The organism is Streptomyces sp. NPDC046862, from assembly GCF_040704615.1.
Lineage (GTDB): Bacteria > Actinomycetota > Actinomycetes > Streptomycetales > Streptomycetaceae > Streptomyces.
Window position 1 is genome coordinate 1 of record NZ_JBEYXP010000006.1, and the last position, 22303, is coordinate 22303.

General features: G+C 71.4%; 19 protein-coding genes. 14 read left to right on the forward strand and 5 right to left on the reverse strand.

Annotation, left to right across the window (positions count from 1 at the left end):
• A partial coding sequence (locus AB0959_RS08200; RefSeq protein ID WP_366825502.1) for an SDR family NAD(P)-dependent oxidoreductase occupies positions 1-2918 on the forward strand: 2918 nt, incomplete at its 5' end.
• A 109-nt stretch (positions 2919-3027) separates the two neighbouring features.
• Here the strand turns inward: AB0959_RS08200 and rfbA are convergent.
• A complete protein-coding gene (gene rfbA / locus AB0959_RS08205) occupies positions 3028-3906 on the reverse strand; it encodes a glucose-1-phosphate thymidylyltransferase RfbA (RefSeq protein ID WP_366825503.1) in 879 nt (292 codons plus the stop codon).
• Positions 3907-4058: 152 nt separating this feature from the next.
• Here rfbA and AB0959_RS08210 point away from each other — a divergent pair, with 152 nt between their 5' ends.
• A complete protein-coding gene (locus AB0959_RS08210; protein ID WP_366825504.1) occupies positions 4059-5276 on the forward strand; it encodes a class I SAM-dependent methyltransferase in 1218 nt (405 codons plus the stop codon).
• A 5-nt stretch (positions 5277-5281) separates the two neighbouring features.
• Complete coding sequence (gene rfbB, locus AB0959_RS08215; protein ID WP_366825505.1) at positions 5282-6280, forward strand: dTDP-glucose 4,6-dehydratase; 999 nt, start codon at positions 5282-5284, stop codon at positions 6278-6280.
• A 102-nt stretch (positions 6281-6382) separates the two neighbouring features.
• Here rfbB and AB0959_RS08220 read toward each other — a convergent pair whose 3' ends face one another.
• The gene (locus AB0959_RS08220; RefSeq protein ID WP_366825715.1) at positions 6383-7891 is read right to left on the reverse strand and encodes an IucA/IucC family protein; all 1509 of its coding nucleotides are present in this window, start codon (positions 7889-7891) and stop codon (positions 6383-6385) included.
• A gap of 113 nt (positions 7892-8004) precedes the next feature.
• Between AB0959_RS08220 and AB0959_RS08225 the strand changes: the two genes are divergently transcribed.
• From AB0959_RS08225 to AB0959_RS08235, 3 genes are all read left to right on the forward strand, one after another.
• Entirely contained in the window at positions 8005-9510 is a 1506-nt protein-coding gene (locus tag AB0959_RS08225) for an IucA/IucC family protein (protein ID WP_366825716.1), read from the forward strand.
• A 145-nt stretch (positions 9511-9655) separates the two neighbouring features.
• Positions 9656-10930, forward strand: coding sequence for a VWA domain-containing protein (locus AB0959_RS08230; protein ID WP_366825506.1), 1275 nt, complete (start codon positions 9656-9658; stop codon positions 10928-10930).
• Complete coding sequence (locus AB0959_RS08235) at positions 10930-11772, forward strand: hypothetical protein (protein ID WP_366825507.1); 843 nt, start codon at positions 10930-10932, stop codon at positions 11770-11772. Before AB0959_RS08230 ends, AB0959_RS08235 begins: the two co-directional genes overlap by 1 nt.
• A gap of 151 nt (positions 11773-11923) precedes the next feature.
• Here the strand turns inward: AB0959_RS08235 and AB0959_RS08240 are convergent, their stop codons facing one another.
• Complete coding sequence (locus AB0959_RS08240; protein ID WP_366825508.1) at positions 11924-12562, reverse strand: helix-turn-helix domain-containing protein; 639 nt, start codon at positions 12560-12562, stop codon at positions 11924-11926.
• A gap of 86 nt (positions 12563-12648) precedes the next feature.
• On the opposite strand from AB0959_RS08240, the gene AB0959_RS08245 reads away from it, so the two are divergent.
• The 5 genes from AB0959_RS08245 to AB0959_RS08265 all read left to right on the forward strand — a co-directional run bounded on the left by AB0959_RS08245 (position 12649) and on the right by AB0959_RS08265 (position 16479).
• Positions 12649-13857, forward strand: a complete 1209-nt coding sequence (locus AB0959_RS08245) for a pyridoxal phosphate-dependent aminotransferase (RefSeq protein ID WP_366825509.1) — start codon at positions 12649-12651, stop codon at positions 13855-13857.
• 88 nt (positions 13858-13945) lie between these two features.
• A complete protein-coding gene (locus AB0959_RS08250) occupies positions 13946-14554 on the forward strand; it encodes a histidine phosphatase family protein (protein WP_366825510.1) in 609 nt (202 codons plus the stop codon).
• Between the two features lie 82 nt (positions 14555-14636).
• The gene (locus AB0959_RS08255) at positions 14637-15275 is read left to right on the forward strand and encodes a hypothetical protein (protein WP_366825511.1); all 639 of its coding nucleotides are present in this window, start codon (positions 14637-14639) and stop codon (positions 15273-15275) included.
• Positions 15276-15383: 108 nt separating this feature from the next.
• Positions 15384-15806 (forward strand): acyl-CoA thioesterase, encoded by a 423-nt coding sequence (locus AB0959_RS08260; RefSeq protein ID WP_366825512.1) that lies wholly within the window; start codon positions 15384-15386, stop codon positions 15804-15806.
• A gap of 220 nt (positions 15807-16026) precedes the next feature.
• A complete protein-coding gene (locus AB0959_RS08265) occupies positions 16027-16479 on the forward strand; it encodes a hypothetical protein (RefSeq protein WP_366825513.1) in 453 nt (150 codons plus the stop codon).
• On the opposite strand, the gene AB0959_RS08270 is transcribed toward AB0959_RS08265, so the two are convergent.
• Complete coding sequence (locus tag AB0959_RS08270) at positions 16461-16856, reverse strand: hypothetical protein (RefSeq protein ID WP_366825514.1); 396 nt, start codon at positions 16854-16856, stop codon at positions 16461-16463. The genes AB0959_RS08265 and AB0959_RS08270 overlap by 19 nt on opposite strands.
• Before the next feature lie 98 nt (positions 16857-16954).
• Between AB0959_RS08270 and AB0959_RS08275 the strand changes: the two genes are divergently transcribed.
• The 3 genes from AB0959_RS08275 to AB0959_RS08285 all read left to right on the forward strand — a co-directional run bounded on the left by AB0959_RS08275 (position 16955) and on the right by AB0959_RS08285 (position 20883).
• Positions 16955-17551 carry a 3'-5' exoribonuclease gene (locus AB0959_RS08275; protein WP_366825515.1) on the forward strand — a complete coding sequence of 199 codons (597 nt, stop codon included), beginning with the start codon at positions 16955-16957 and terminating at the stop codon, positions 17549-17551.
• Between the two features lie 140 nt (positions 17552-17691).
• Entirely contained in the window at positions 17692-19920 is a 2229-nt protein-coding gene (locus tag AB0959_RS08280; protein WP_366825516.1) for an alpha-N-acetylglucosaminidase, read from the forward strand.
• A 138-nt stretch (positions 19921-20058) separates the two neighbouring features.
• Positions 20059-20883, forward strand: coding sequence for a chitosanase (locus tag AB0959_RS08285; protein ID WP_366825517.1), 825 nt, complete (start codon positions 20059-20061; stop codon positions 20881-20883).
• A 13-nt stretch (positions 20884-20896) separates the two neighbouring features.
• On the opposite strand, the gene AB0959_RS08290 is transcribed toward AB0959_RS08285, so the two are convergent.
• Entirely contained in the window at positions 20897-22279 is a 1383-nt protein-coding gene (locus AB0959_RS08290; RefSeq protein WP_366825518.1) for an 8-oxoguanine deaminase, read from the reverse strand.
• Positions 22280-22303 lie beyond the last annotated feature (24 nt).

Below are 22303 nucleotides of genomic sequence, written 5' to 3' on the forward strand. Positions count from 1 at the left end.
TCGACGCCGCCCTCCACCCCCTCCTCCACACCACCCTCAACAACCCCAAACCCACCCACACCCCCCTCCCCTTCACCTTCACCGACATCAGCCTGTACCGGGCGGCGCCGTCGAACGGCCTCGTGGAGGCCTGCGTGGACTCCGGCACGGGCAGCGTGACGCTGGTCGACGCGGACGGCGAGGTGTTCGCGCACATCGGGGGCGTGGTGCTGCGCCCGGCGGCCCTGGAAAACCCGGGCCTGCACACGGTGGCGTGGACGCCGGTGACCGTCGACGCGGCCGAACCTGATCACTCCGACTGGGCACTCGTGGAACCCGAGGACGGCGGGGGCCTGCTCGCGGAGCCGTACTCCCTCCACTCAGACCTGACCTCCGTGCCCAGCGCGGACCCGATCACGACCGTGCAGGCCCTCAGCGCGCCGCCGTACGACGAGTCGTTCTCCACCGGTCACCTCCATCGGCTCCTCACCACCGTGCGGAGCTGGCTGACCGGCCCCACCCACCCCGCGAGCCGGCTGGTCCTGGTCACGCGGGAAGCGGTGGCAGCAGGTGAGGGCGAGCACGTGAACCCGGCGCTGGCCGCCGCGCGCGGCCTGGTACGCAGTGCGCAGACGGAGAACCCCGGACGGATCGTCCTCGTGGACACCGACGGCCACGATGACTCCGTGCGGGCGCTGCGGGCGGCCGTCGCCTCGGGCGAGCCGGACGTGGCGCTCCGTGAAGGAGCGGTGCTGGTGCCCCGGATCGTCAGGGCGGCTCTGTCCGAACCCGCGCTGCCGGACGGGACGGAGCCGTGGCGGCTGGTGCCGGGTGCGCACCGGGCCCCGGACGACCTGGAGGTGGTGCCGTGGCCACAGGGTTCGGCGCCGCTGGCCGAGGGGCAGGTGCGGATCGCCGTACGGGCGGCCGGGCTGAACTTCAGAGATGTGCTGATCGCCCTGGGCATGGTTCCCGAACGGAACGTCACCATGGGCGCCGAGGGCGCGGGCGTGGTGGTCGAGACCGGGCCGGGGGTCACGGACCTGGCGGTGGGTGACCGGGTGATGGGCTACTTCGACGGGGCGTTCGGGGCGCGGGCGGTCGCGGATCGCCGGCTGGTGGCACGGATGCCGAAGGGCTGGTCGTTCGCACAGGCCGCGGCCGTTCCCGTGGTGTTCCTGACGGCGTACTACGGGCTGGTGGACCTGGGCCGGGTACGCCCCGGTGAGAAGGTGCTGATCCACGCGGCGGCCGGCGGTGTCGGGATGGCCGCGCTCCAGCTGGCCCGGCATCTGGGCGCCGAGGTGTTCGCGACGGCCGGCCCCGGCAAGTGGGAGACGCTGCGGGCCCTGGGCGTGCCGCGGGAGCGGATCGCCCATTCGCGGACCACCGCTTTCGAGGCGGAGTTCCTTCAGGCCACAGGGGGCGGCGGCGTGGATGTGGTGCTGAACTCGCTGACGGGTGAGTTCATCGACGCATCACTGCGGCTGCTGGGGGCCGGTGGGCGGTTCCTGGAGATGGGCAAGACGGACATCCGCGACAAGGAGCGGGTCGAGGCCGCCCACCCGGGTGTCGGCTACCACGTGTACGACCTGACGACACTCGCGCGCACGGAGCCCGGGGTGCCGGGTGCCGACCCGGAGCGGATGCGGGAGATCCTGGCCGAGGTGCTGGCGCTGTTCGACCGGGGTGTGCTGACGCCGCTGCCGCTGACCGTACGCGACATACGCCGGGCCAAGGAGGCGTTCCGGTTCCTGGCGCAGGCGAGGAACATCGGCAAGGTCGTCCTGACGATTCCCGCGCCGCTGGATCCGGGCGGGACCGTGCTCATCACCGGTGGGACCGGTGCGCTCGGCGCGGAGGCGGCACGTCATCTGGTGCGTGAGCACGGAGCCCGCCATCTGGTACTGGCCAGCCGCCGCGGTGCGCGAGCGCCGTCCGCCGGGGAACTCGCCGGTGAGCTGCGGGCCATGGGGGCCACGGTGACCGTCGCGGCGTGCGACGTGTCGGAGCGGGAGCAGTTGGCCGGACTGCTCGCGGGAGTTCCCGAGGAGCATCCGCTGACGGCCGTGGTGCACACCGCCGGCGTGCTCGACGACGGCGTCATCACGTCGATGACGCCGGAGCAACTGGACCGGGTACTGCGGCCGAAGGTGGACGCGGCCCTGAACCTGCACGAGCTGACGCGGGACCTGGATCTGGCCGAATTCGTCCTGTACTCCTCGTACGCCGGGGTGACCGGTGCGCCGGGGCAGGCGAACTACGCGGCGGCGAACTGCTTCCTCGACGCGCTCGCCCAGGAGCGGACCGCGCTGGGGCTTCCGGCGGTGTCGCTTGCGTGGGGGCTGTGGGAGCAGGAGAGCGGGATGACCGGTCACCTCGGCGCGGCGGACCTGGAGCGGATGGCCCGCAGTGGCCTGGTGCCGCTGAGCACCGAGCGGGGCATGGAGCTCTTCGACAGGGGACGGGCGCTGGCCGAACCTTTGGTGGTCGCGACGCCGTTCGACGAGCGGGCCCTGCGCGACCGGGGCGAGCGGCTGCCGACGCTGCTGCGGGCGCTGGTCCGGGCGCCCGAACGGTCGCAGCGGGAGCCGGTCGCGGCGGCGGTCGAGCAGGCGGGCCCCGAAGAACTGCGCGATCAGCTGGACCCGCTGTCGGAGGAGGATCGGACGCGGATGCTGACGGATCTGGTGCGCACCCATCTCAGCGCGGTGCTGGGGCACGCCGATCCGGGGACGGTCGGCGAGGACCGTGCCTTCGAGCAGCTGGGGCTCGACTCGCTGATGGGGGTGGAGCTGCGCAACCGGCTCAACATGGCGACCGGGCTGCGGCTTCCGTCGACAGCGGTGTTCGACCATCCGACGGCGGCGGAGCTGGCGGTGCGGCTGCGCAGCGATCTGCTGTCGGACGAGCGGGACGGCACCCCGGCGCCGAGCTGACCGACCGCTGGACCGCGTTCGGCCGAGAGGGCGGTGCCTCCCCTTCCGATGGGACCGGGAGCCGTCCCGCCCTCCCTCTCTCCCCCCCCGGGTGACCCGGCCGCTCCCCTCAGGCGGTGGCGAGTTCCTCGGCGACGGCCATGACGTACTGACCGTAGGAGGAGTGGCCGATACGGGCACCCAGCCGGTGGCATTGGCTGCTGGTGATGAAGCCCATCCGCAGCGCGATCTCCTCGATGCAAGCGATACGGACGCCCTGTCGTTCCTGCAGAGCGCACACGTAGGCCCCGGCCTGGAGCAGCGATTCCGGGGTGCCTGCGTCGAGCCACGCGAAGCCGCGGCCCAGGTTCACGAGGTGGGCCCGGTCGCGCTCGACGTACCAGCGGTTGAGGTCGGTGATCTCCAGCTCACCACGGGCGGAGGGGCGCAGGTTCTTGGCTATGTCGACGACGGCGTTGTCGTAGAAGTAGAGCCCGGTGACAGCCTGGTTGGAGCGGGGGTGCTCGGGCTTTTCCTCAAGGGAGAGCAGTCGGCCGGTTTCGTCGACCTCACTGACGGCATAGCGGCTGGGGTCGCCGACCCGGTAACCGAACAGAACGCAGCCGTCGAGGGTGGCGCGGGCATCGGCGAGGACCTGGTAGAAGCTGGGGCCGTGGTAGATGTTGTCACCGAGGACGAGGGCCGCGGTGTCGTCACCGACGTGCGAGGCGCCGATGAGGAACGCCTCTGCGATGCCGTTGGGTTCGGGCTGTTCGCGGTAGGTGAGGTTGAGTCCGTAGTCGGATCCGTCGCCGAGCAGCCGCGGGAACTGCGGCAGGTCGGTGGGGGTCGAGATGATGAGGATGTCGCGGATGTCCGCGAGCATCAGCACACTCAGCGGGTAGTAGATCATCGGCTTGTCGCCGACCGGCAGCAGTTGCTTCGACGTGGCAAGCGTGAGCGGGTGAAGCCGGGTTCCGGATCCGCCCGCAAGAATGATGCCTTTCACAGATTTTCCTGCCCTTACCTCCGGGGGTGGCACGCGACGCCGGAAATCTATCCGGGCCGCTGTCGATCCCCGCTAGACGGTGGGTCGACCGGTGGAGGCTTTTCCAGCGTCCTTCTAGCTTCCTTCGAGAGACGGCGGACAGGATCCTCCGCATGACTGCATGCCGTATCTGCCAGGGCTCGGTGCACCAGTTCTTCGACTTCGGCAGCCAGCCGCTGTCCGACGGTTTTCTCCGTCCCGAGAACACCGAGGGGGAGTTCTTCTACCGGCTCGCGGTGGGCGTGTGCCGGAGCTGCACGATGGTGCAGCTGCTCGACGAGGTGCCGCGCGAGCGGATGTTCCGCGCGGACTACCCCTATCACTCCTCGATGTCGGTGAAGATGCGTGAGCACTTCACCCGCACTGCCCACCACCTGCTGGACACCGAGTGCCGCGACGGCGACCCGCTCGTGGTGGAGATCGGGTGCAACGACGGGGTGATGCTCGGCACGGTGGCCGCGCGGGGCGTGCGGCACCTGGGCGTCGACCCGTCCCGCGACGTCGCCGAGGTGGCCAAGGGGAAGGGCGTCCGGGTACGGGTCGACTTCTTCGAGGAGTCGCTGGCCAGGGAGATCGCCGCCGCGGAGGGTCCGGCTCAGGTGATCTACGCGGCCAACACGATGTGCCACATCCCGTACCTGGACTCGGTGTTCCAGGGTGTGGACGCACTGCTCGCCCCCAACGGCGTGTTCGTCTTCGAGGACCCCTACCTGGGGGACGTGGTGGAGCGGACCAGCTTCGACCAGATCTACGACGAGCACTTCTATCTGTTCTCGGCGACGTCTGTGCGGGCCGCGGCCCGCCGCTACGGCTTCGACCTGGTCGAGGTGGAACATCTGCCGGTGCACGGCGGGGAGGTCCGCTACACGCTGGCCCGCCAGGCTGCGCGGACGCCGTCGAAGCAGGTGGAAGCGCTGGTCCAGGAGGAGGAGCGGCAGCGGATCGCGGAGATCTCGACTCTGGAGCAGTTCGCCACGCAGGTGAAGCGGAACGTCGAGGAACTCGCCTCACTGCTGCGCCGGCTGCGCGAGGAGGGCGCCCGGGTGGCGGCCTACGGGGCGACCGCCAAGAGCGCCACGGTCACCAACTACGGTGGTTTCGGCCCGGACCTGATCCCGGCCGTTTACGACTCCACCCCTGCCAAACAGGGACTGCTGACGCCTGGCGCGCACATTCCGGTACGGCCGCTCGAGGAATTCTCTCAGCCGTATCCCGAGTACGCGGTGCTGTTCGCCTGGAATCACGCGCAGGAAATCATCGAGAAGGAGCGCGCGTTCCGCGAACAGGGCGGGAAATGGATTCTGTACGTCCCCGAACTCCACATCCTGTGACGGCCGTGCGCACCCGCCTTCTGGTGACCGGCGGGGCCGGGTTCATCGGTTCGCACTATGTGCGGTCGGTGCTCGGCGGAACGTCCTCCGGCGAGGTGGCCGGGGTGTCGGTGACCGTCCTGGACAAGCTGACGTACGCCGGCAACCTGGCCAATCTGGCAACGGTCGCGGACCATCCCCGCCTCCGCTTCGTGCCGGGCGACATCTGTGACCCGGATCTGGTCGGCGAACTCGTGAAGGACGCCGACCAGATCGTCCACTTCGCCGCCGAGTCCCACGTGGACCGTTCGATCGCCGGGGGTGACGAGTTCGTCCGCACGAACGTGCTCGGCACCCAGACACTGCTGGCCGCGGCGCTGCGGCACGGGGTGGAACGAGTCGTGCACGTGTCGACGGACGAGGTGTACGGCTCGATCGCCGAGGGATCGTGGCCGGAGAGCCATCCCCTCGCGCCGAACTCCCCTTACGCGGCGTCGAAGGCCGCCTCGGACCTGGTGGCACTGTCGTACCACCGGACCCACGGCCTGGACGTCCGGGTGACGCGCTGCTCGAACAACTACGGCCCTTACCAGTTCCCGGAGAAGGTCATACCGCTGTTCGTGACCCGCCTGCTGAGGGGCGGCACCGTGCCGCTGTACGGCGACGGGTCCCAGGTGCGCGAATGGCTGCACGTCGACGACCACATCCGGGGCGTGGAGCTGGTCCGCACGGCCGGTTCACCGGGCGAGATCTACAACATCGGCGGCGGCACCGAACTCACCAACCGCGAGCTGACCGCCCTGCTGCTGGAGTCGTGCGAGGCCGGCTGGAACCGGGTCGAGCACGTCACCGACCGGCTGGGCCACGATCAGCGGTACTCGGTGGACTGGTCGAAGATCCGCGACCGGCTTGGGTACCGCCCCCAGCAGGACTTCACCGCCGGGCTGGCGCGGACGGTGGGGTGGTACCGGGAGAATCCCGGGTGGTGGCAGTCGGCTTCCCCTGATCTCCCCGTGGGCGGCTAGCGCCGCGACACTAGTGCGCCGGTAGTCCGTCGTCGGATCCCGCATGAGTTCTTCTGCCCGGATGCCCAGCGGAGCGGGCCGACGAAGCACTCCGCCCAGCAGTCACTCGGCGTGCGCTCCGCGGAGCGGGTTGGGCAGGGGCAGGTAGCGGGCGTCCGCGCCGTCCGCGCCCGTCCAGCGCAGCAGCAGGTTGGTCTTGCCGGGGAGGGTGGGCGCGTCGAGCAGGCCGGCGATCTCGGGGATCTCGCGGTGGCGGGCCAGCTCCCGGCGTGCGGCGGGCCAGAGGTCGGCGCCCGGGTGGCGTTCGGCGACGGCGTCCGCGATCTCCATCAGGTTGTTGACCACCAGGCAGTACACCAGGCGCTCCCAGCCCGCGTCGCGCGTCACGTCCGGCAGGAGCTTCACGCCCTCCGCGTCGCGGAACAGTGCCTGGACGGGGGTGCCGGCGGCGTCGACGGCGACCACCGTGTTCTGGAGGTGGGCTTCGAGGACGACGCCGTGGTGGTGGAAGGCGGCCAGGGCCGGGGGCACGACCGCGCGCAGGTACGCCTGCCACCAGGCGCCCGGGTCGGCCGTCCGGTCGAGCGGGTTGCCGTCGAAGTCCTCGGTGAGGGCGGCGGCGAGGAGGGGCGTCGCGCCGGGGACGAGGTGCGGGCGCAGGCCGTCCCGGACGATGACGGCGAGTTCCTCGAAGGCGAAGTCGGCGGTCCGGTAGCCGCGGTCGCTCAGCCAGGCTGCCGGCAGCTCCGCGAACGCCGTGGTGACCGCCGCGTCCGTGCGGCGCAGTTTCAGCAGGTCGTGGCGCCACAGCCGGCGCACGTCGTTGGTGATGCGCACGTCCAGGCTGAACTTGAGGAAGAGGTCGTCCTCAGGGCCGTACTCGGTGGCGTACACCGTGCGGATAGCCGCCGTGGGCGCGACCCGGCCGGGTGTGCGGCCCAGCCGGACGAGCCGGCCGTCCGCGAAGGCGGGCGCCAGTTCCCGTGCGACGAGGTCGAGTTGCCAGGGGTGGGCGGGCAGCAGACGGTAGCCGCGCGGGGCGGTCCCGTACGCGTCCAGGGCCGTGGTGTCGCCCTCCTCCACCACCGCGTCCTCGCGGACACCCAGCAGCGTCAGCGGGAAGGCGGCGTACGCCTCGGGCGCGTACGGCAGCCAGGCCGTGACGGGGCCGCCGCCGCGGGCCTTCGGGGCCGGGTGGTAGGGGTGTCCGGTGACGAGGGACTGTTCGGAGCGCAGGTACGGGTCGGCGGGAGCCGTGGCGTGGGCGCGGGCCGTGAGGAGGGCGGCCACCGCGTCCCGGCTGTCGAGCATGTCGGCGGGCAGCTCGGAGTTGGACAGGCCGGTGTGGCGGCGCAGTTCCTCGGCGGTGAGTTTGACCAGGTCGGTGTGGGTGAGCGGGTACCAGGAGCCGTCCGCGTGGACCTCGGGGGCGGTGGGACGGCGGCTGCCGCGCACCCGCAGCAGACGTCCGCCGGCCCGCAGCCGGTACACGTCCGGCCCGACGCGTATCCCCACCTCCCGCAGCAGACAGTTGAGCAGCGGCGCGACGGCGTAGGCGTCGGCCGCCGCGGCGACGTCGTCCCTGGGATCCTGGGCGTCCACGGGGTCCATTCGTTCCATACGGTGCTCTGGTGATCAGTATGTCGGTCGCCGTACGTCGGCGCGATGCCGTCCCGGCCGTCGTACGCCGCCCCGCACCGTTCCCGTACCCGAGGAGCACGCCCGTGCACCGTCTTCCCCCGCCCGAGGCCGAGGCCGCGCTCGCCGACGAGATCGCCGGCGTGCGCCCCGACCTCACGCCGCCGTACGCGGACGCGCTTCCCGGTGCCCGCGCGGCCGTCCTGACGCGGTTGTGGCGCGCGCTCGTGCACGAGCCGCTGCCGTGGATCACCCGCCGCGAGCCGGGACGCGACGGACTCACGCTGCATCTGACCGACGGGCGCCGGCTGCACGGCCCGTACGCGGACCCGTACGCGACCGCCGCGTACGTCACCGAAGTCCGGCTCGACGGCGCGCCGTACGACCGGCCGGCGCGGCTCATGAGGGACCTGGCCGTCCCGCACGGCCCGTCCTTCGCGGCCGAACTCGACGACAGTGTCGCCTCGTTGGCGCTGTCCCGGGCGAACCAGCCGGCCGACGCCCCCGCGCCGGCCACGAGCTGGGAGTGGGAACAGCGCGTCGTCGACGGTCATCCCTTCCACCCGAACTGCCGTTCCCGGCCCGGCTTCTCGGCGGCCGAGCAGCTCGCGTTCGGGCCGGAGCACCGGCCTGTCGTACGGCTCGGGATGGCGGAGGCGGAGGCGGACGACTGTCTGGTCGTCGGCGCCTGGCCGGAGCGGTTCCGTGCGGGGGGCCGGGTGCTGATTCCCGTGCACCCCTGGCAGGCCGAGCACGTACTCAAGTGCCCGGTGCGGGACGGCGTCCCGGCGCACCCCCTGATGTCGCTGCGCACCCTCGCGCCCGCCGACGGCGGCCCGCACGTCAAGACCGCGCTGAGCGCCCGGCTGACGTCGTCGGTGCGGGACATCTCGGTGTACTCGATCGAGACGTCGGCCACGGTCTCGGCCTTCATGGAGGACGTCGCCGCCCGCACCGGGGGCCTGCTGCACGTCACCCCCACCCTCGGCGCGGTGACCAGCGGCTCACCGGATCTGGCGGCGGTCCTGCGCGAGTCGCCGGACGTGTACGTGGAAGCGGGCAGCGGTGAGCGGGTCGTCCCCGTGGCCGCGCTCGCGGGGACCGGTCTGCCGCGCTCCCCCGCCTGGACGGCCGGCTTCGCCCGGCTCTCGCTGACGGTCTGCCTCCGGTTGCTCGATCTGGGCGTCGCCCTGGAGGCGCACGGCCAGAACCTGCTCGTGATCCTGTCCTCGACGGGCGACCCGCTCCGCCTCGTGTACCGCGATCTCGCCGACATCCGGGTCAGCCCCACGCGACTGGCCCGGCACGGCATCGCGCCTCCGCGGCTCACCGGGCGGATCGTGACGGACGACGTGACCGCGCTGCGGCGCAAGCTGTTCGGGTCGCTGGTGGCGGGCTCGCTGGCGGCCGTGGCGGGGTCGGGCGGAGCCCTGCGAGAGGCGTTGGAGGCGGCGGTGCCGCATCTGCCGCGCACCCCGGATCTTTTCGCCCTGCTCGAAGATCCACTGCCCGTCAAGGCGTTGACGCTGATGAGGCTGTCCCCCGAGCGGCCCGGAGACATCTGGGCCACCCTCGGCAACCCGCTCCACTGAGTGAGCGTCGCCCCGACGCCGCGCAGTGATGGCGACCAGCAGGAGGGTCAAGATCCAGCCCCTGGTCCCGTAGAAGCATCCTGGAGAAGCCACTGGCAGACGCATCGTTTTGTTGCACGCGCACTCCGCTCCATAAGATCCGCTGATGATCACAAGACAACGGCTGGCGGCGGGCGTCTGTGCCCTGCTCGCCGCCCTGGCGGCCGGGATCGCCGTCCCGTCCGTGGCCCTGGCCGACGAGACGACGGCCGCGGACGCGCCCAAGGTCGACCTCGTGCTCGACGTCAGCGGTTCCATGCGGGCGCGGGACATCGACGGCGGCTCGCGGATGGCCGCGGCGAAGCAGGCGTTCAACGAGGTGCTGGACGCGACCCCCGAGGAGGTTCAGCTCGGCATCCGCACCCTGGGCGCCGACTACCCCGGCGACGACCGGAAGACGGGCTGCAAGGACACCGCGCAGCTCTACCCGGTCGGCCCGCTCGACCGCACCGAGGCCAAGACCGCGGTCGCGACGCTCACGCCCACCGGCTGGACCCCGATCGGTCCCGCGCTGCTCAAGGCGGCCGACGACCTGAAGGGCGGCAACGGCTCCAAGCGCATCGTGCTGATCAGCGACGGCGAGGACACCTGCGCCCCGCTCGACCCGTGCGAGGTGGCCCGCGAGATAGCCGCGAAGGGCATCGGCCTCACCATCGACACCCTGGGACTCGTTCCCACGGTCAAGCTGAGCCGGCAGCTGAGCTGTATCGCCGAGGCGACCGGCGGCACCTACACCTCGGTGGAGCACCAGGACGAACTCACCGACCGCGTCAACCAGTTGGTGGACCGCGCGGCGGACCCGGTCGTGACGCCCGTCGCCACCGAGGGCGCCGGGGCGTGCGCGAAGGCGCCGACGCTGAAGTCCGGTCTCTACACCGACCGCGAGGAGTTCGGGCAGCAGCGCTGGTACCGGGTGGACGTCCAGCCCGGTCAGGAACTGCGCGCCTCGGTGAGCGTGTCGGCCGACCGGGCCGTGAACCCCTCCTACGGCGTGCTGCTGCGGGCGGTGACCGTGCACGGGCGGGAGATCGTGCGCGGCGAGGCGGCGGGCAACGGCCGCACGGACGTCGTGTCGGCCGGTCTGCGCTACCCGAAGGCAGAGAGCGACGACGACGAGGAAGACACGGCGACGGCCGAGTCCGTGTGTCTCCAGGTCACCCATTCCTTCTCGGCGTCCTCCGGGGTGAAGACCACTCCAGGTCTGCCGCTTGAGCTGACCGTCGACGTCGTGGACGGGCCGAGCCAGGCGAGCGACGTGGCCGCCTTCGGCCTGGGGCGCGGCTGGTGGCTGCTCGGCGTGCTCATCCTCACCGGCTTCCTCGCCGGTCTCGTCTGGGGCTGGCTGTCACGCTGGCGGGTCGCGGTCTGGAGGACCAACTGATGCGGATCACACGTGTGCTGAGCGCCGGCGCGCTCCTGCTCGGGCTGGCCGTCGCCCCCTCGGTCTCCCCCGCGGTCTCCCCCGCGGTCGCCGACTCCTCGCCGTCGCCGAGCGCGTCGGGGGACGACGGGGCGCCGACCGAGGCGGGCACCTCGTTCCGTACGGCGACCGAGATCGAGCAGGGGCAGAAGGCGACCGCGAGCGGCTCGGCGGGCGACTACCTGTACTGGTCGTTCCCCGCGGACGCCGGTCAGCGTCCCACCGTCAGGGCGACGGTGAAGCTGCCGGACACGCACGCCTCCGAGACCTGGCAGATCGACGTGTACGACGGTCTGCGGCGCCGCCAGTCCTGTCAGTACGGGGCCCAGACGCGCACCGCCGCGGCGGACGCGGCCTCGGTCGAGCTGGCCTGCACCCTGCGCACGGTACGTGCCTGGTCGGAGCAGTGGGCGAACGACCCGCTGCCGGGTACGTACTACGTCCGGCTGACGGTCGTGGACCTGGCGACGTCCGACCTGGGCCTCGCGGTCGACGCCGAGGTGCGGGTGGACTCCAGGGACATCGGCGGTTCGGCGGCGGTGGACGGCTCCCTGGCGAAGCCGCTGGTACCGGGGATCGCCGTGAACGCCGAGGAGAGTGACGGCGACGAGAGCGACGGCGAGTCGGCGACGGCCGTGCTCTCCTCGGTCGAACCCGAGGGCGGCTGGACGTCGGGCTGGTGGTCCGACCGCTGGGTGTGGACCGCGGTCGGGGGCGTGCTCGCCGCGCTCGCTGGTGTGGGCGGGTATGCGCTGACTCGGGGGGCGGGGCGGCCTTCGCGGGTACCGCCGCCGGGAGTCTGACCGTCGGTGTCTTTCTGGGGCTGCGCCCCAGAACCCCGATCAGCATGAGCCCCGTCATGCCGTAGAAGAACTGCGGGTTGCCTGTGGCTGGTCGCGCCCACGCGGAGGAGCCGCACATTGACACAGCCCCGCGCCCCTTTCGGGGCGCGGGTCACGCCTCCCGCAGCTCCTTCGCCAGCGCCCCGTCCCCCCACACCTCGACACGTCCCGCGCGCACCGCGTCCCTGAGGCTCAACTCCCCCCGGCTCACCGCCACGCAGGTCTCCGCGTCGAACGACAGCCGGGCGCCGGGCTCCTCCGGCGCCGGCCCGTCGCCGTACACCGGTCCCTCCTCGGCGCCGGCCCACAGGTGGAACTGCCCCTCCTCCAGCCGGACTTCGACGAGACCCGAACCCGCGCCTCCCTCGCGCAGCGCCCGCGACAGCGGCAGGGCGAACCAGTGTGCCCGTACGGCGTCGGTGGCCCGCCGCTCCTCCAGCAGGGGTGCGCCCCACTCGCCGAGCGCCTGGAGCACGGCCAGCAACTCCCGCCCGCGGGCGGTGAGTTCGTACACGTACGCCGCGCCGGGCGGCGGCAGGCGGCGCCGGGTCGTCAGGCCGTCCCGCTCCATGTCCTTCAGCCGTGAGGCGAGTACGTCCGTGCTGACACCCGGCAGGTCCGCGTGGAGGTCGGTGTAGCGGCGGGGACCGGCCAGCAACTCCCGGACGATCAGGAGGGTCCAGCGGTCACCGACGACGTCGAGCGCCCGGGCGGCGGAACAGTACTGGTCGTAGCTTCGGCGAGGTGACATGCGACGCAGTCTAGACATGTTGTTGGACTTTCCAAGCTGTTACTTGGTAAAACCAAGCAACACCACGTACCGGAGGGCGAGAGCGCATGGAGTTCCGGCAGTCGAGCAAGCTCAGCGAGGTCTGTTACGAGATCCGGGGCACGGTGATCGAGCACGCCAACGCGCTGGAGGAGGCGGGCCACAGCGTGCTGCGCCTCAACACCGGCAATCCCGCGCTGTTCGGCTTCGAGGCGCCGGAGGAGATCATCCAGGACATGGTCCGGATGCTCCCCCAGGCGCACGGCTACACGGACTCGCGCGGCATCCTCTCCGCCCGACGCGCCGTCGCCCAGCGCTACCAGAACCTGGGCCTGGAGGTGGGCGTCGACGACGTCTTCCTCGGCAACGGCGTCTCGGAGCTGGTCTCGATGGCCGTACAGGCGCTGGTCGAGGACGGCGACGAGATCCTGATCCCCGCCCCGGACTTCCCCCTGTGGACCGCCGTGACGACCCTCGCGGGCGGCAGGGCGGTCCACTACCTGTGCGACGAACAGGCCGACTGGTACCCGGACCTGGACGACATGGCGGCGAAGATCACCGACCGGACGAAGGCCGTCGTGATCATCAACCCGAACAACCCCACCGGCGCGGTCTACCCGAAGGAGATCATCGAGGGCATCCTCGACCTGGCCCGCCGCCACGGCCTGATGGTCTTCGCCGACGAGATCTACGACCAGATCCTGTACGACGGCGCCGTCCACCACTCGGTCGCCTCCCTCGCCCCCGACCTGGTGGTCCTCACCTTCTGCGGCCTGTCCAAGACGTACCGGGTGGCGGGTTTCCGCTCCGGCTGGCTGGTCGTCACCGGTCCCCGGCAGCACGCGAAGGACTACCTGGAGGGCCTGACGATGCTGGCCTCCATGAGGCTGTGCGCCAACGCCCCCGCCCAGTACGCCATCCAGGCCGCGCTCGGCGGCCGCCAGTCCATCCGTGACCTCACCGAGCCCGGCGGCCGCCTGCGAGAGCAGCGCGACCGTGCCTGGGAGAAGCTCAACGAGATCCCGGGTGTGTCGTGCGTGAAACCCATGGGCGCGCTGTACGCGTTCCCGCGCATCGACCCCAAGGTGCACCCGATCCACGACGACGAGAAGTTCGTCCTGGACCTGCTGCTGCGGGAGAAGATCCAGGTCGTGCAGGGCACCGGCTTCAACTGGCCGACCCCCGACCACTTCCGCATCCTCACACTCCCCCACGTGGACGACCTGGACGCGGCGATCAGCCGGATCGGGCGGTTCCTGAGCGGGTACCGGCAGTAGACGGCTCGCAGGGAATGCGGGTACCCGGCAACCTGTTGGCGATCATGGGTCGATCACCGACCCGAGTGCGACAGGAAAGGGTGCGACCATGGGTGACCTGCTCCTCGTGCGGCACGGAGAGACCGAGTGGTCACGGTCCGGGCAGCACACCAGCTGGACGGATCTCCCGCTCACCGACAGGGGCCGGGCCCAGGCGCGCGAGGTGGTGCCGCTCCTGCGCGCGGAGCGGATCGACACCGTCTTCGTCAGCCCGTTGAAGCGGGCCCGGGAGACCGCCGAGCTCGCGGGTCTGGCGGAGCGGCACGACGTACGGATCGACGCCGATCTGAGCGAGTGGGACTACGGCGCGTACGAGGGTGTCACGACCGCCGAGATCCACCGCACCCGGCCCGACTGGTTCCTGTTCACGGACGGCGTCGCGCCGGGGCCGCCCGAGCACCCCGGGGAGAGCCCGGAGGAGATCGGGGCACGGGCCGACCGGATGCTGGCCAGGGTGAGGGCCGCGGCGGCGGACGCCGAGGGCGGCGTGGCGCTGGTGGCCCACGGGCACTTCCTGCGGGTGCTGACCGCGCGGTGGCTGGGGCTTCCGGCGTCCGGCGGCGCGTTCTTCCAGCTCGGGACGGGCACGGTCAGCCGGCTCGGCACGGAGCACGAGCGGCCGGTCGTCGCCGCGTGGAATGTCAGAGCCTCCTCGTAGTCTTCGAAGAGGACTGGTCGGAGGGTTCGCAGCCGGTGGGCTCCGACCGTCCGGAAGACCGCTGCCCGGGGAGGAGTGTGCCGTGACACGACCGCCGACCGCGGCCCAGCGCCGGGTCATCGACGCCGCGGACCCCGTGACGGGCCGGCTGACGGGTACTGAGGCGCAGCTCGCCGCGCTGGTCAAGCGGGGCCTCGCCTTCCGGCACCCACGCCCGCCGCACGACCACTTCCTCACTCCGGCCGGGCACCGCGTCCGGGAGGCGCCCTCCGAGCCCGATGCGCCCTTGTCCGCCCCCACCCCGGCGCCCACCGACAGCGGGGTGTTCACGGCGCGGATCGGCGGCGAGGAGACACCCCCGCCCGGCCCGGCTCGCACGCGTGAGGTGCACAGTGCCTGGCAGGGGCTGCTGGAGCTGCGCCGGATGACCAACCCGGGCAGCGCCACGGAACGGCCCTGCGGCTGGGAGCGCACCCATCTGGTGCAGGCCGCCGCGCTCGCGCTGGAGGCGGCGGGCCACAGACCGGCGGCGGGCACGGGCGAGACCGGTTACCGGGTCCGGGCGACTCCGCAACCGGAGGCCGTCGCCGTGCGCGACCCCGACGTCACCGCGCTGCGGGCCTGCGCGGCCACGCTGGAGAAGGCCGGCTGGCAGGTCAGCGAGCACGGGGAGCCACGCGCCTCGGCGCGGTACCTCCTGGCCTCGCCGCGCCGGGCATGAGGCTCCCCCGGCGGTCGGCTCGACGGTGAAAGGGCTTACGGTACTGGGGAGTTGGAGTGGCCTAGTGCAGCACCCGAACCACTCCTGTCCGTCGTAGAAGGGGGCTCAGTGACCGAGCCGTATGCCGTCAAGGTGACCGTCCGCGGGTACGAGACCGATATCCTCGGGCACCTCAACCAGAGCGTCTACCTGCAGTACGCGGAGCACGCCCGCTGGTCGATGCTGCAGGAAGCCGGCCTCGGCCCGGGCGAACTGCTCGCCAAGGGCGTCGGCCCCGTGGTGCTGGAGCAGACCATCCGCTACCGGCGGGAGCTGCGCGCGGGCGACGAGACCGAGGTGACGTGCTCGTTCGCCTGGTCCGAGGGCAAGACGTACCGGATCGAGCAGACGATACGGAAGACGGACGGCACGGTGGCCGCCGAGATCTCGGTGCTGTGCGGGCTGATGGACCTCAAGGAGCGCAGGCTTGTCGCCGACCCACGTGGGGCCTTCGAGGCGATGACGACCGACGCGAAGGCCTTCGGCCTCTGACCCCCGCCGTCCGCGTGGTCCACGCGCTGCGCGGCGGGCGGGTCCTCACCACTGGACAGCTCTGCTCCCTGATCCCGGATGCGTCCAAGGCCACGGTCTGCCGGCACGTCGGCGCGATGCGAGCGGCCATCGCCCCCTCCTCGCCAACGAACCCGAGCCGGAACGGGCCCGCCACCTCCTCAGCCCGATCTTGTTTCCTGCCGAACAGCAAGAGGATCGGATGGCCCACGACATAGTGTTCTTCCTCGCCCCCGACGACGAGACGGCTGCTGCGACGCGCCTGCGGGGACCTGGTGAGGCCTTTGAGTCTGTGACGTGCCGTTTTATTGAGCCGGACAGTGCCATCGTCGAGTGGGACATGTACTTCGAGGAGCCTTCGGCCGAGGCCCCGCCGCTTGAGCAGTTCCTTGGGTGGGCGTGGCCGGAGTGGGTCACCGCCCCCTTGAACGATGGTGCTGAGGTGTTCGCTCTGCCGAAGCGGCTGACTCGAGCGCTGGCCGACGCGAGCTCCGCCGAACTCGAAGAGCTCGCAGGCCGCTGGACCACGCGACTCTGGTCCGAGGACGGGGACGACATGACCGACGATGATCTACTGGCGGTCCTGCGGGGAGTCGCCCGGCTCGCGGCGTCCGCGGTGAACACGGGTGGCGGCCTCTACAGCTGGAGCTTCTGACCGCTCACCTTCGAAGGCGGCTCGCGTTTGACGCCGCTGCACGCCAAGAGCTCGATTCCGGTGGCGTTGAGGTACAGCGTGAAGTGCCACGACCGGTCTGCTGCGTCGATGATGCCGGTGCGCAACCGCTCTTCACGGTGCTGAGCCAGGATCGCAACGGTCTCGTCGAGGCCGAGGGTCGTCAGACCGATTTTCAACGACCGTCTCAGCCTCGCCGCAGCGATGCCGGCGACCATCCAATGGGGCACCTCGTTGTCCCAGACCACCACCCGGCCGCCGGCTGCGATGGCGTCGCGTGCGGCCTTGCAGGCGCCGGTCTGGTCGCTGAGCATCGCGGCGATGTCGGGCTGACCTGGGTTCTCGTCCTCGGTGGCCATGCGGTGACTGTAGGGGGCGAACGCGGGCGTTGCGACAGGATTCGGCGGAGCCTGAAATCCGGATGCGCAGCCCACCGCCCGCGCGCCATCCTCACCCCATGGCACCAACCAGACCGAAGCCCGGCCTCTACATCTCCGTCGACATCGAGGCCGACGGCCCGATCCCCGGCCCGTACTCGATGCTCAGCCTCGGGGCTGCCGTCGCAGGCCGTCAGGACGCCGACGGGTTCACTCCGGCCGACCCGGAAGAGCTGACCTTCTACCGCGAACTCCGCCCCATCAGCGAGGAGTTCGTGCCGGAGGCGCTGGCCGTGAGCGGCCTCGACCGTGCGGGGCTCATCGAGGAGGGCGCCGAACCGGCCGTCGCCCTCGCCGAGTTCAGCGCCTGGGTGCGTGACGTGAGCGTGGGCGCCCAGCCGGTGGTGTGCGGCTATCCGGTGGCGTACGACTGGATGTTCCTCTACTGGTATCTGATCCGCTTCACGGGCGAGAGCCCCTTCGGTCACTCGGGCTGCCTGGACATGAAGACGCTGTACGCGACGAAGGCCGGGGTGCCGCTGCGGGCGGTCGCCAAGCGCACCATGCCGCGCGAGCTGCTCCCCCACCGGCGGCACACCCACCATGCCCTCGACGACGCCATCGAGCAGGCCGAACTGCTGGCGAACCTGATGGCCTGGGAGGGCGCACCCACGTAGCGCGAGGAGAGTTCATGAGGTCGCACATTCAGCCGTTCACGCCAGGTTCTCCCCCTTGTGGCCGTGTGTCCGGACACAGGTGGTGTCTCGCCGGGTACGCCTCCGACGGCGTTCCCCCCACCCGCGACCCCGGAGACACCATGCCGCTCCCCCGCCGTGCCCTTCTGACCGCCCTCACCGCCGGTTCGGCCGGAGCCGCCGTCGCCTGTACCTCGGCCGGTGCGATCCCGGCGGACGACGGCGCGCCCGGGAAGGAGCCCGCCGGGACGGCCGCCGGGGCGTCCGCGGCGACGGCGGCCGCCCGGCGGCTGCTGCCCCGCCACTGGCAGCAGATCACCTTCCGTACGGAGGGGCAGCGCGACACCTTCCGCCTGTCGGGAGACAAGAGCCGCATCACGGTCTCCGGTGACACCCCCGCGACCCAGCTCACCGGCCTCAACTGGTACCTGCGGCACGTCGCGTACGCCGACATCAACTGGGCGGGCGAGCAGACCGACCTCCTCCCCACCGATCTCCCGGGCCTCGACGGCACCGTCACCCGCCGCGCCAACGTCCCGCACCGCTTCGCGCTCAACGACACGAACGACGGCTACACGGGCGCGTACCTCGACTGGACGTACTGGGAACGCGAGCTCGACGTCCTGGCCCTGCACGGCTACAACGAGATCCTCGTCTACGCGGGCGCGGACGCTCTCTACCACCGGCTGTTCCAGCAGTTCGGGTACGAGGACGAGGAGCTGAGAGCCTGGATTCCGGGGCCGGCCCATCAGCCCTGGTGGCTGCTGCAGAACCTCTCCGGTTTCCCGCACCCCGTTTCGCGTCAGCTGCTCGACGCGCGCGCCGCCCTCGGGCGGCGGATCGTGGACCGGGTGCGGGAGCTGGGCATGAGCCCCGTGTTCCCCGGGTACTTCGGGACGGTCCCGCCCGGTTTCGCCAAGCGCAACCAGGGGGCGCGCACGGTTCCGCAGGGGAACTGGATGGGCCTCGCACGCCCCGACTGGCTGGACCCGCGCACCGACCACTTCGCCCGGGTGGCGGACGCCTTCTACCGGATGCAGGGCGAGATGTTCGGCGGTCCGTCGACGCTGTACAAGATGGATCTGCTGCACGAGGGCGGTGACCCCGGTGACGTGCCCGTCGGGGACGCGGCGAAGGGAGTCGAGCGGGCCCTGCAGAAGGCCCGCCCCGGCGCCACCTGGGTGATCATCGGCTGGCAGCGCAATCCCCCGCGCGCGCTCGTCGACGCCGTCGACAAGCGGTACATGCTCGTCGTGGACGGCCTCTCCGACCGCTTCCCCACGGTCACCGACCGGGAGGCGGACTGGGGCGGCACGCCGTACGCCTTCGGCTCGATCTGGAACTTCGGCGGTCACACCGCGCTCGGCGCGAACACCTCCGACTGGGCCTCGCTGTACGAGAAGTGGCGCACGAAGGACGGCAGCCGGCTGCGTGGCGTCGCACTGATGCCGGAGGCCGCGGACAACAACCCGGCCGCCTTCACCCTGTTCTCCGAACTCGCCTGGCGCGAGGGCGAGTTGGATCTGAAGAAGTGGTTCAGCGAATGGGCCCGCGCCCGGTACGGCGCCCGCGATCCGCACGCCGAGGCCGCCTGGGACATCCTGCGCCGCACCGCGTACGGCACCACGCGCGCCGACCGGTGGAGCGAGCCCGCGGACGGTCTGTTCGGCGCCCGTCCGTCGCTGAACGTGGTCAGGGCGGCCCGCTGGTCCCCCAAACAACTCCGGTACGACGCGGCCGACTTCGAGCCCGCGCTCACCGAACTGCTCAAGGTGCGCCCGGAGCTGCGGAAGTCCTCCGCGTACCGCCGCGACCTCCTCGACGTGGCCCGCCAGGCCGTGTCCAACCGCAGCCGCGTCCTCCTCCCCGACATCAAGAAGGCGTACGACACCGGGAACGAGGCGCGCCTCGGCGAGCTGGCCGAGGCATGGCTGTCCCTGATGGACCTCCTCGACCGGCTGCTCGCCACCGACTTCCGCCACCTGCTGGGCCGTTGGGTTGCGGACGCGCGTTCCTGGGGTGCGAGCGCCGAGGAGCGTGAGCAGCTCGCGTACGACAACCTCTCGCTGCTGACCGTGTGGGGCACCCGTGCGGGTGCGGCCGCCGGCCTGCGGGACTACGCCAACCGTGAGTGGGCGGGGCTGGTGGGCGGGCTGTACCGGCTGCGCTGGTCGACGTACTTCACCGAGTTGAAGACCGCCCTGCGGGAGGAGCGGGACCCGAAGGAGACCGACTGGTTCGCGCTGGAGGACCGCTGGATCCGCGACCCGGGCCCGCTCACCACCCGGCCGACCGGCGACACGTACCAGCTCGCCACCCTGGTCCGGGACCGGCTCACAGCACTCTCCTGACTCGCCGCCCCCTGTTCCGGGACCGGCTCACAGCCCTCTCCTGACAGGTCACAGCGACCTGCTACCGCACACCCACGGCATTCCCACCCCGGCACGCGACCCTCGACCACCCCTGAGAACACTCTCCTTGGAGACGTCGTGCCGTTGCTGCCCACCCGACCCGCGTCCCGCCGCCTGCTGCTGGCGGCGCTGGGTGCCTCCCTGTTCGCCGCCCCCTCCCTGGTGGACCAGGCGGCGGACGCGGCGACGACCGCCACCGGGCTCGACGACCCGGAGAAGAAGGACACAGCGATGCGGCTGGTGTCGAGTGCGGAGAACTCGTCGCTGAGCTGGGAGGACCAGTACGCGTACATCGAGGACATCGGCGACGGGCGCGGTTACACGGGTGGGATCATCGGTTTCTGCTCCGGTACGAGCGACATGCTGGCCCTGGTCGAGCTCTACACCGAGCGCGTCCCGGGCAACGCGCTGGCCGGCTACCTTCCCGCCCTGAGCGCGGTGTACGGCTCGGACTCGCACGAGGGCCTGGACCCCGGTCTGCCCACCGCCTGGAAGAAGGCCGCCGCGACCGCCGCCTTCCGCAGAGCCCAGCGCGACGAGCGGGACCGGGTGTACTTCGGCCCGGCGGTCGCCCGCGGCCGGGAGGACGGCGTCGGCGCCCTCGGCCAGTTCATCTACTACGACGCCCTGGTCATGCACGGCCCCGGAACCGACACCCTCAGCTTCGGCGGCATCCGCACCCGCGCCCTGAAGGAGGCCGCCACGCCCGCGCGGGGCGGCGACGAGACGACGTATCTGCGCGCCTTCCTCGACGCCCGGGTGTGGGCCATGGAGCAGGAGCCCGCCCACACGGACACCTCCCGCGTGGACACGGCCCAGCGCGTCTTCCTGGACGAGGGGAACCTCAACCTGGATCTGCCCCTCAAGTGGCAGGTGTACGGGGACAGTTACGAGATCACCTGAGGGAGGAGGCGACTCAGCCCCTCGCGGTGATGCCGGCGATGTCGGCGAGACGCCGTGCCTCGGCGCGGGTGGAGCGGGCGACGGCGTCCTCGTCGACGTACAGCAGCCGGCCGTTCTCCACGATCTGCTCGCCGTTCACGAAGGACGCGGTGACGGGTGCGGCCGCGCCGAGGACGAGCGCGGCCACCGGATCGGCGATCGACGCGTGGGCCAGGGTGTCCATCCGCCACAGCACCAGGTCGGCGAGCTTGCCCGGCTCCAGGGAGCCCAACTCCCGTGCCCGGCCCAGGACCTGGGCTCCGCCGTACGTGCCGAGCCGCAGGGCCTGGCGGGCGGTCAGCGCCGCCTCCCGGTGCGGACCCAGACGGTTGACCAGCAGGGCGTTGCGCAGCTCTGTGTGCAGTTCGCCGGACTCGTTGGACGCGGTGCCGTCCACGCCGAGGCCGACGGGGATGCCGGACGCCAGCATGTCGGGGACCCGCGCGATGCCCGCCGCCAGCCGGGCGTTGGACGAGGGACAGTGGGCCACACCCGTCTTCGTACGGGCGAAGGCGGCGATGTCGGAGTCGTTCATGTGGACGCAGTGCGCCATCCACACGTCCTCGCCGAGCCAGCCGGTGGACTCGAAGTAGTCGGTCGGGCCCATGCCGAACTGCTCGTGGCAGAACTTCTCCTCCTCCACGGTCTCCGAGCCGTGGGTGTGCAGCCGGACGCCGAGTCGACGCGCCAACTCGGCACCCTCACGCATGAGTTCGGTGGAGACGGAGAAGGGCGAGCAGGGGGCGACGGCCACCTGGGTCATGGCGCCGAAGGCGGCGTCGTGGTGTTCGTCAACGGTGGCCTCGGTGGCGGCGAGGGCGTCTTCGAGGGTCTCGACGGCGAAGTCCGGGGGCAGGCCGCCGTCCTTCTCCCCGCGGTCCATCGAGCCCCGGGCGAGGGTGAAGCGGACGCCCGTCTCGCGGGCGGCGCGGATGATGGAGCCCGACAGGTCGCCGGAGCCCTCCGGGAAGACGTAGTGGTGGTCCATCGCGGTGGTGACACCGCCCCGGGCCATCATCGCCAGCGAGCCCTGCGCCGCCGCGTAGGTCATCGGCTCGTCGATGCGCGCCCAGATCGGATACAGCGTGACGAGCCAGTTGAACAGGTTGTGGTCCGTGGCCAGGCCCCGGGTGATCCACTGGTAGAAGTGGTGGTGGGTGTTGACCAGTCCCGGTGTCACCAGGTGACCGGTGGCGTCGATGCGGCGTACGACGTCGTCCAGTCCCTCGGGGGCCCTGCCCTCGCCGAGCGACTCGATCAGGTTGTCCGCCACGACCACGTGGCCCGAGGCGTGCTCGGTGTCGTTCGCGTCCACGGTCGCGATCGCCGCGTTCTCGATGACGATGCGCTGAGCCATCGTTCGTCCGTCCTCTTCTCGCCG

Excerpts from the sequence above, each read along its gene's own strand:
- AB0959_RS08270 (WP_366825514.1), bottom strand. The coding sequence starts at position 16,856 with ATGGCCACCGAGGACGAGAACCCAGGTCAGCCCGACATCGCCGCGATG.
- AB0959_RS08245 (WP_366825509.1), top strand. The coding sequence starts at position 12,649 with ATGGAGTTCCGGCAGTCGAGCAAGCTCAGCGAGGTCTGTTACGAGATC.
- AB0959_RS08290 (WP_366825518.1), bottom strand. The coding sequence starts at position 22,279 with ATGGCTCAGCGCATCGTCATCGAGAACGCGGCGATCGCGACCGTGGAC.
- AB0959_RS08275 (WP_366825515.1), top strand. The coding sequence starts at position 16,955 with ATGGCACCAACCAGACCGAAGCCCGGCCTCTACATCTCCGTCGACATC.
- AB0959_RS08235 (WP_366825507.1), top strand. The coding sequence starts at position 10,930 with ATGCGGATCACACGTGTGCTGAGCGCCGGCGCGCTCCTGCTCGGGCTG.
- AB0959_RS08220 (WP_366825715.1), bottom strand. The coding sequence starts at position 7,891 with ATGGACCCCGTGGACGCCCAGGATCCCAGGGACGACGTCGCCGCGGCG.
- AB0959_RS08280 (WP_366825516.1), top strand. The coding sequence starts at position 17,692 with ATGCCGCTCCCCCGCCGTGCCCTTCTGACCGCCCTCACCGCCGGTTCG.
- AB0959_RS08265 (WP_366825513.1), top strand. The coding sequence starts at position 16,027 with ATGGCCCACGACATAGTGTTCTTCCTCGCCCCCGACGACGAGACGGCT.
- AB0959_RS08250 (WP_366825510.1), top strand. The coding sequence starts at position 13,946 with ATGGGTGACCTGCTCCTCGTGCGGCACGGAGAGACCGAGTGGTCACGG.
- AB0959_RS08230 (WP_366825506.1), top strand. The coding sequence starts at position 9,656 with ATGATCACAAGACAACGGCTGGCGGCGGGCGTCTGTGCCCTGCTCGCC.
- AB0959_RS08240 (WP_366825508.1), bottom strand. The coding sequence starts at position 12,562 with ATGTCACCTCGCCGAAGCTACGACCAGTACTGTTCCGCCGCCCGGGCG.
- AB0959_RS08210 (WP_366825504.1), top strand. The coding sequence starts at position 4,059 with ATGACTGCATGCCGTATCTGCCAGGGCTCGGTGCACCAGTTCTTCGAC.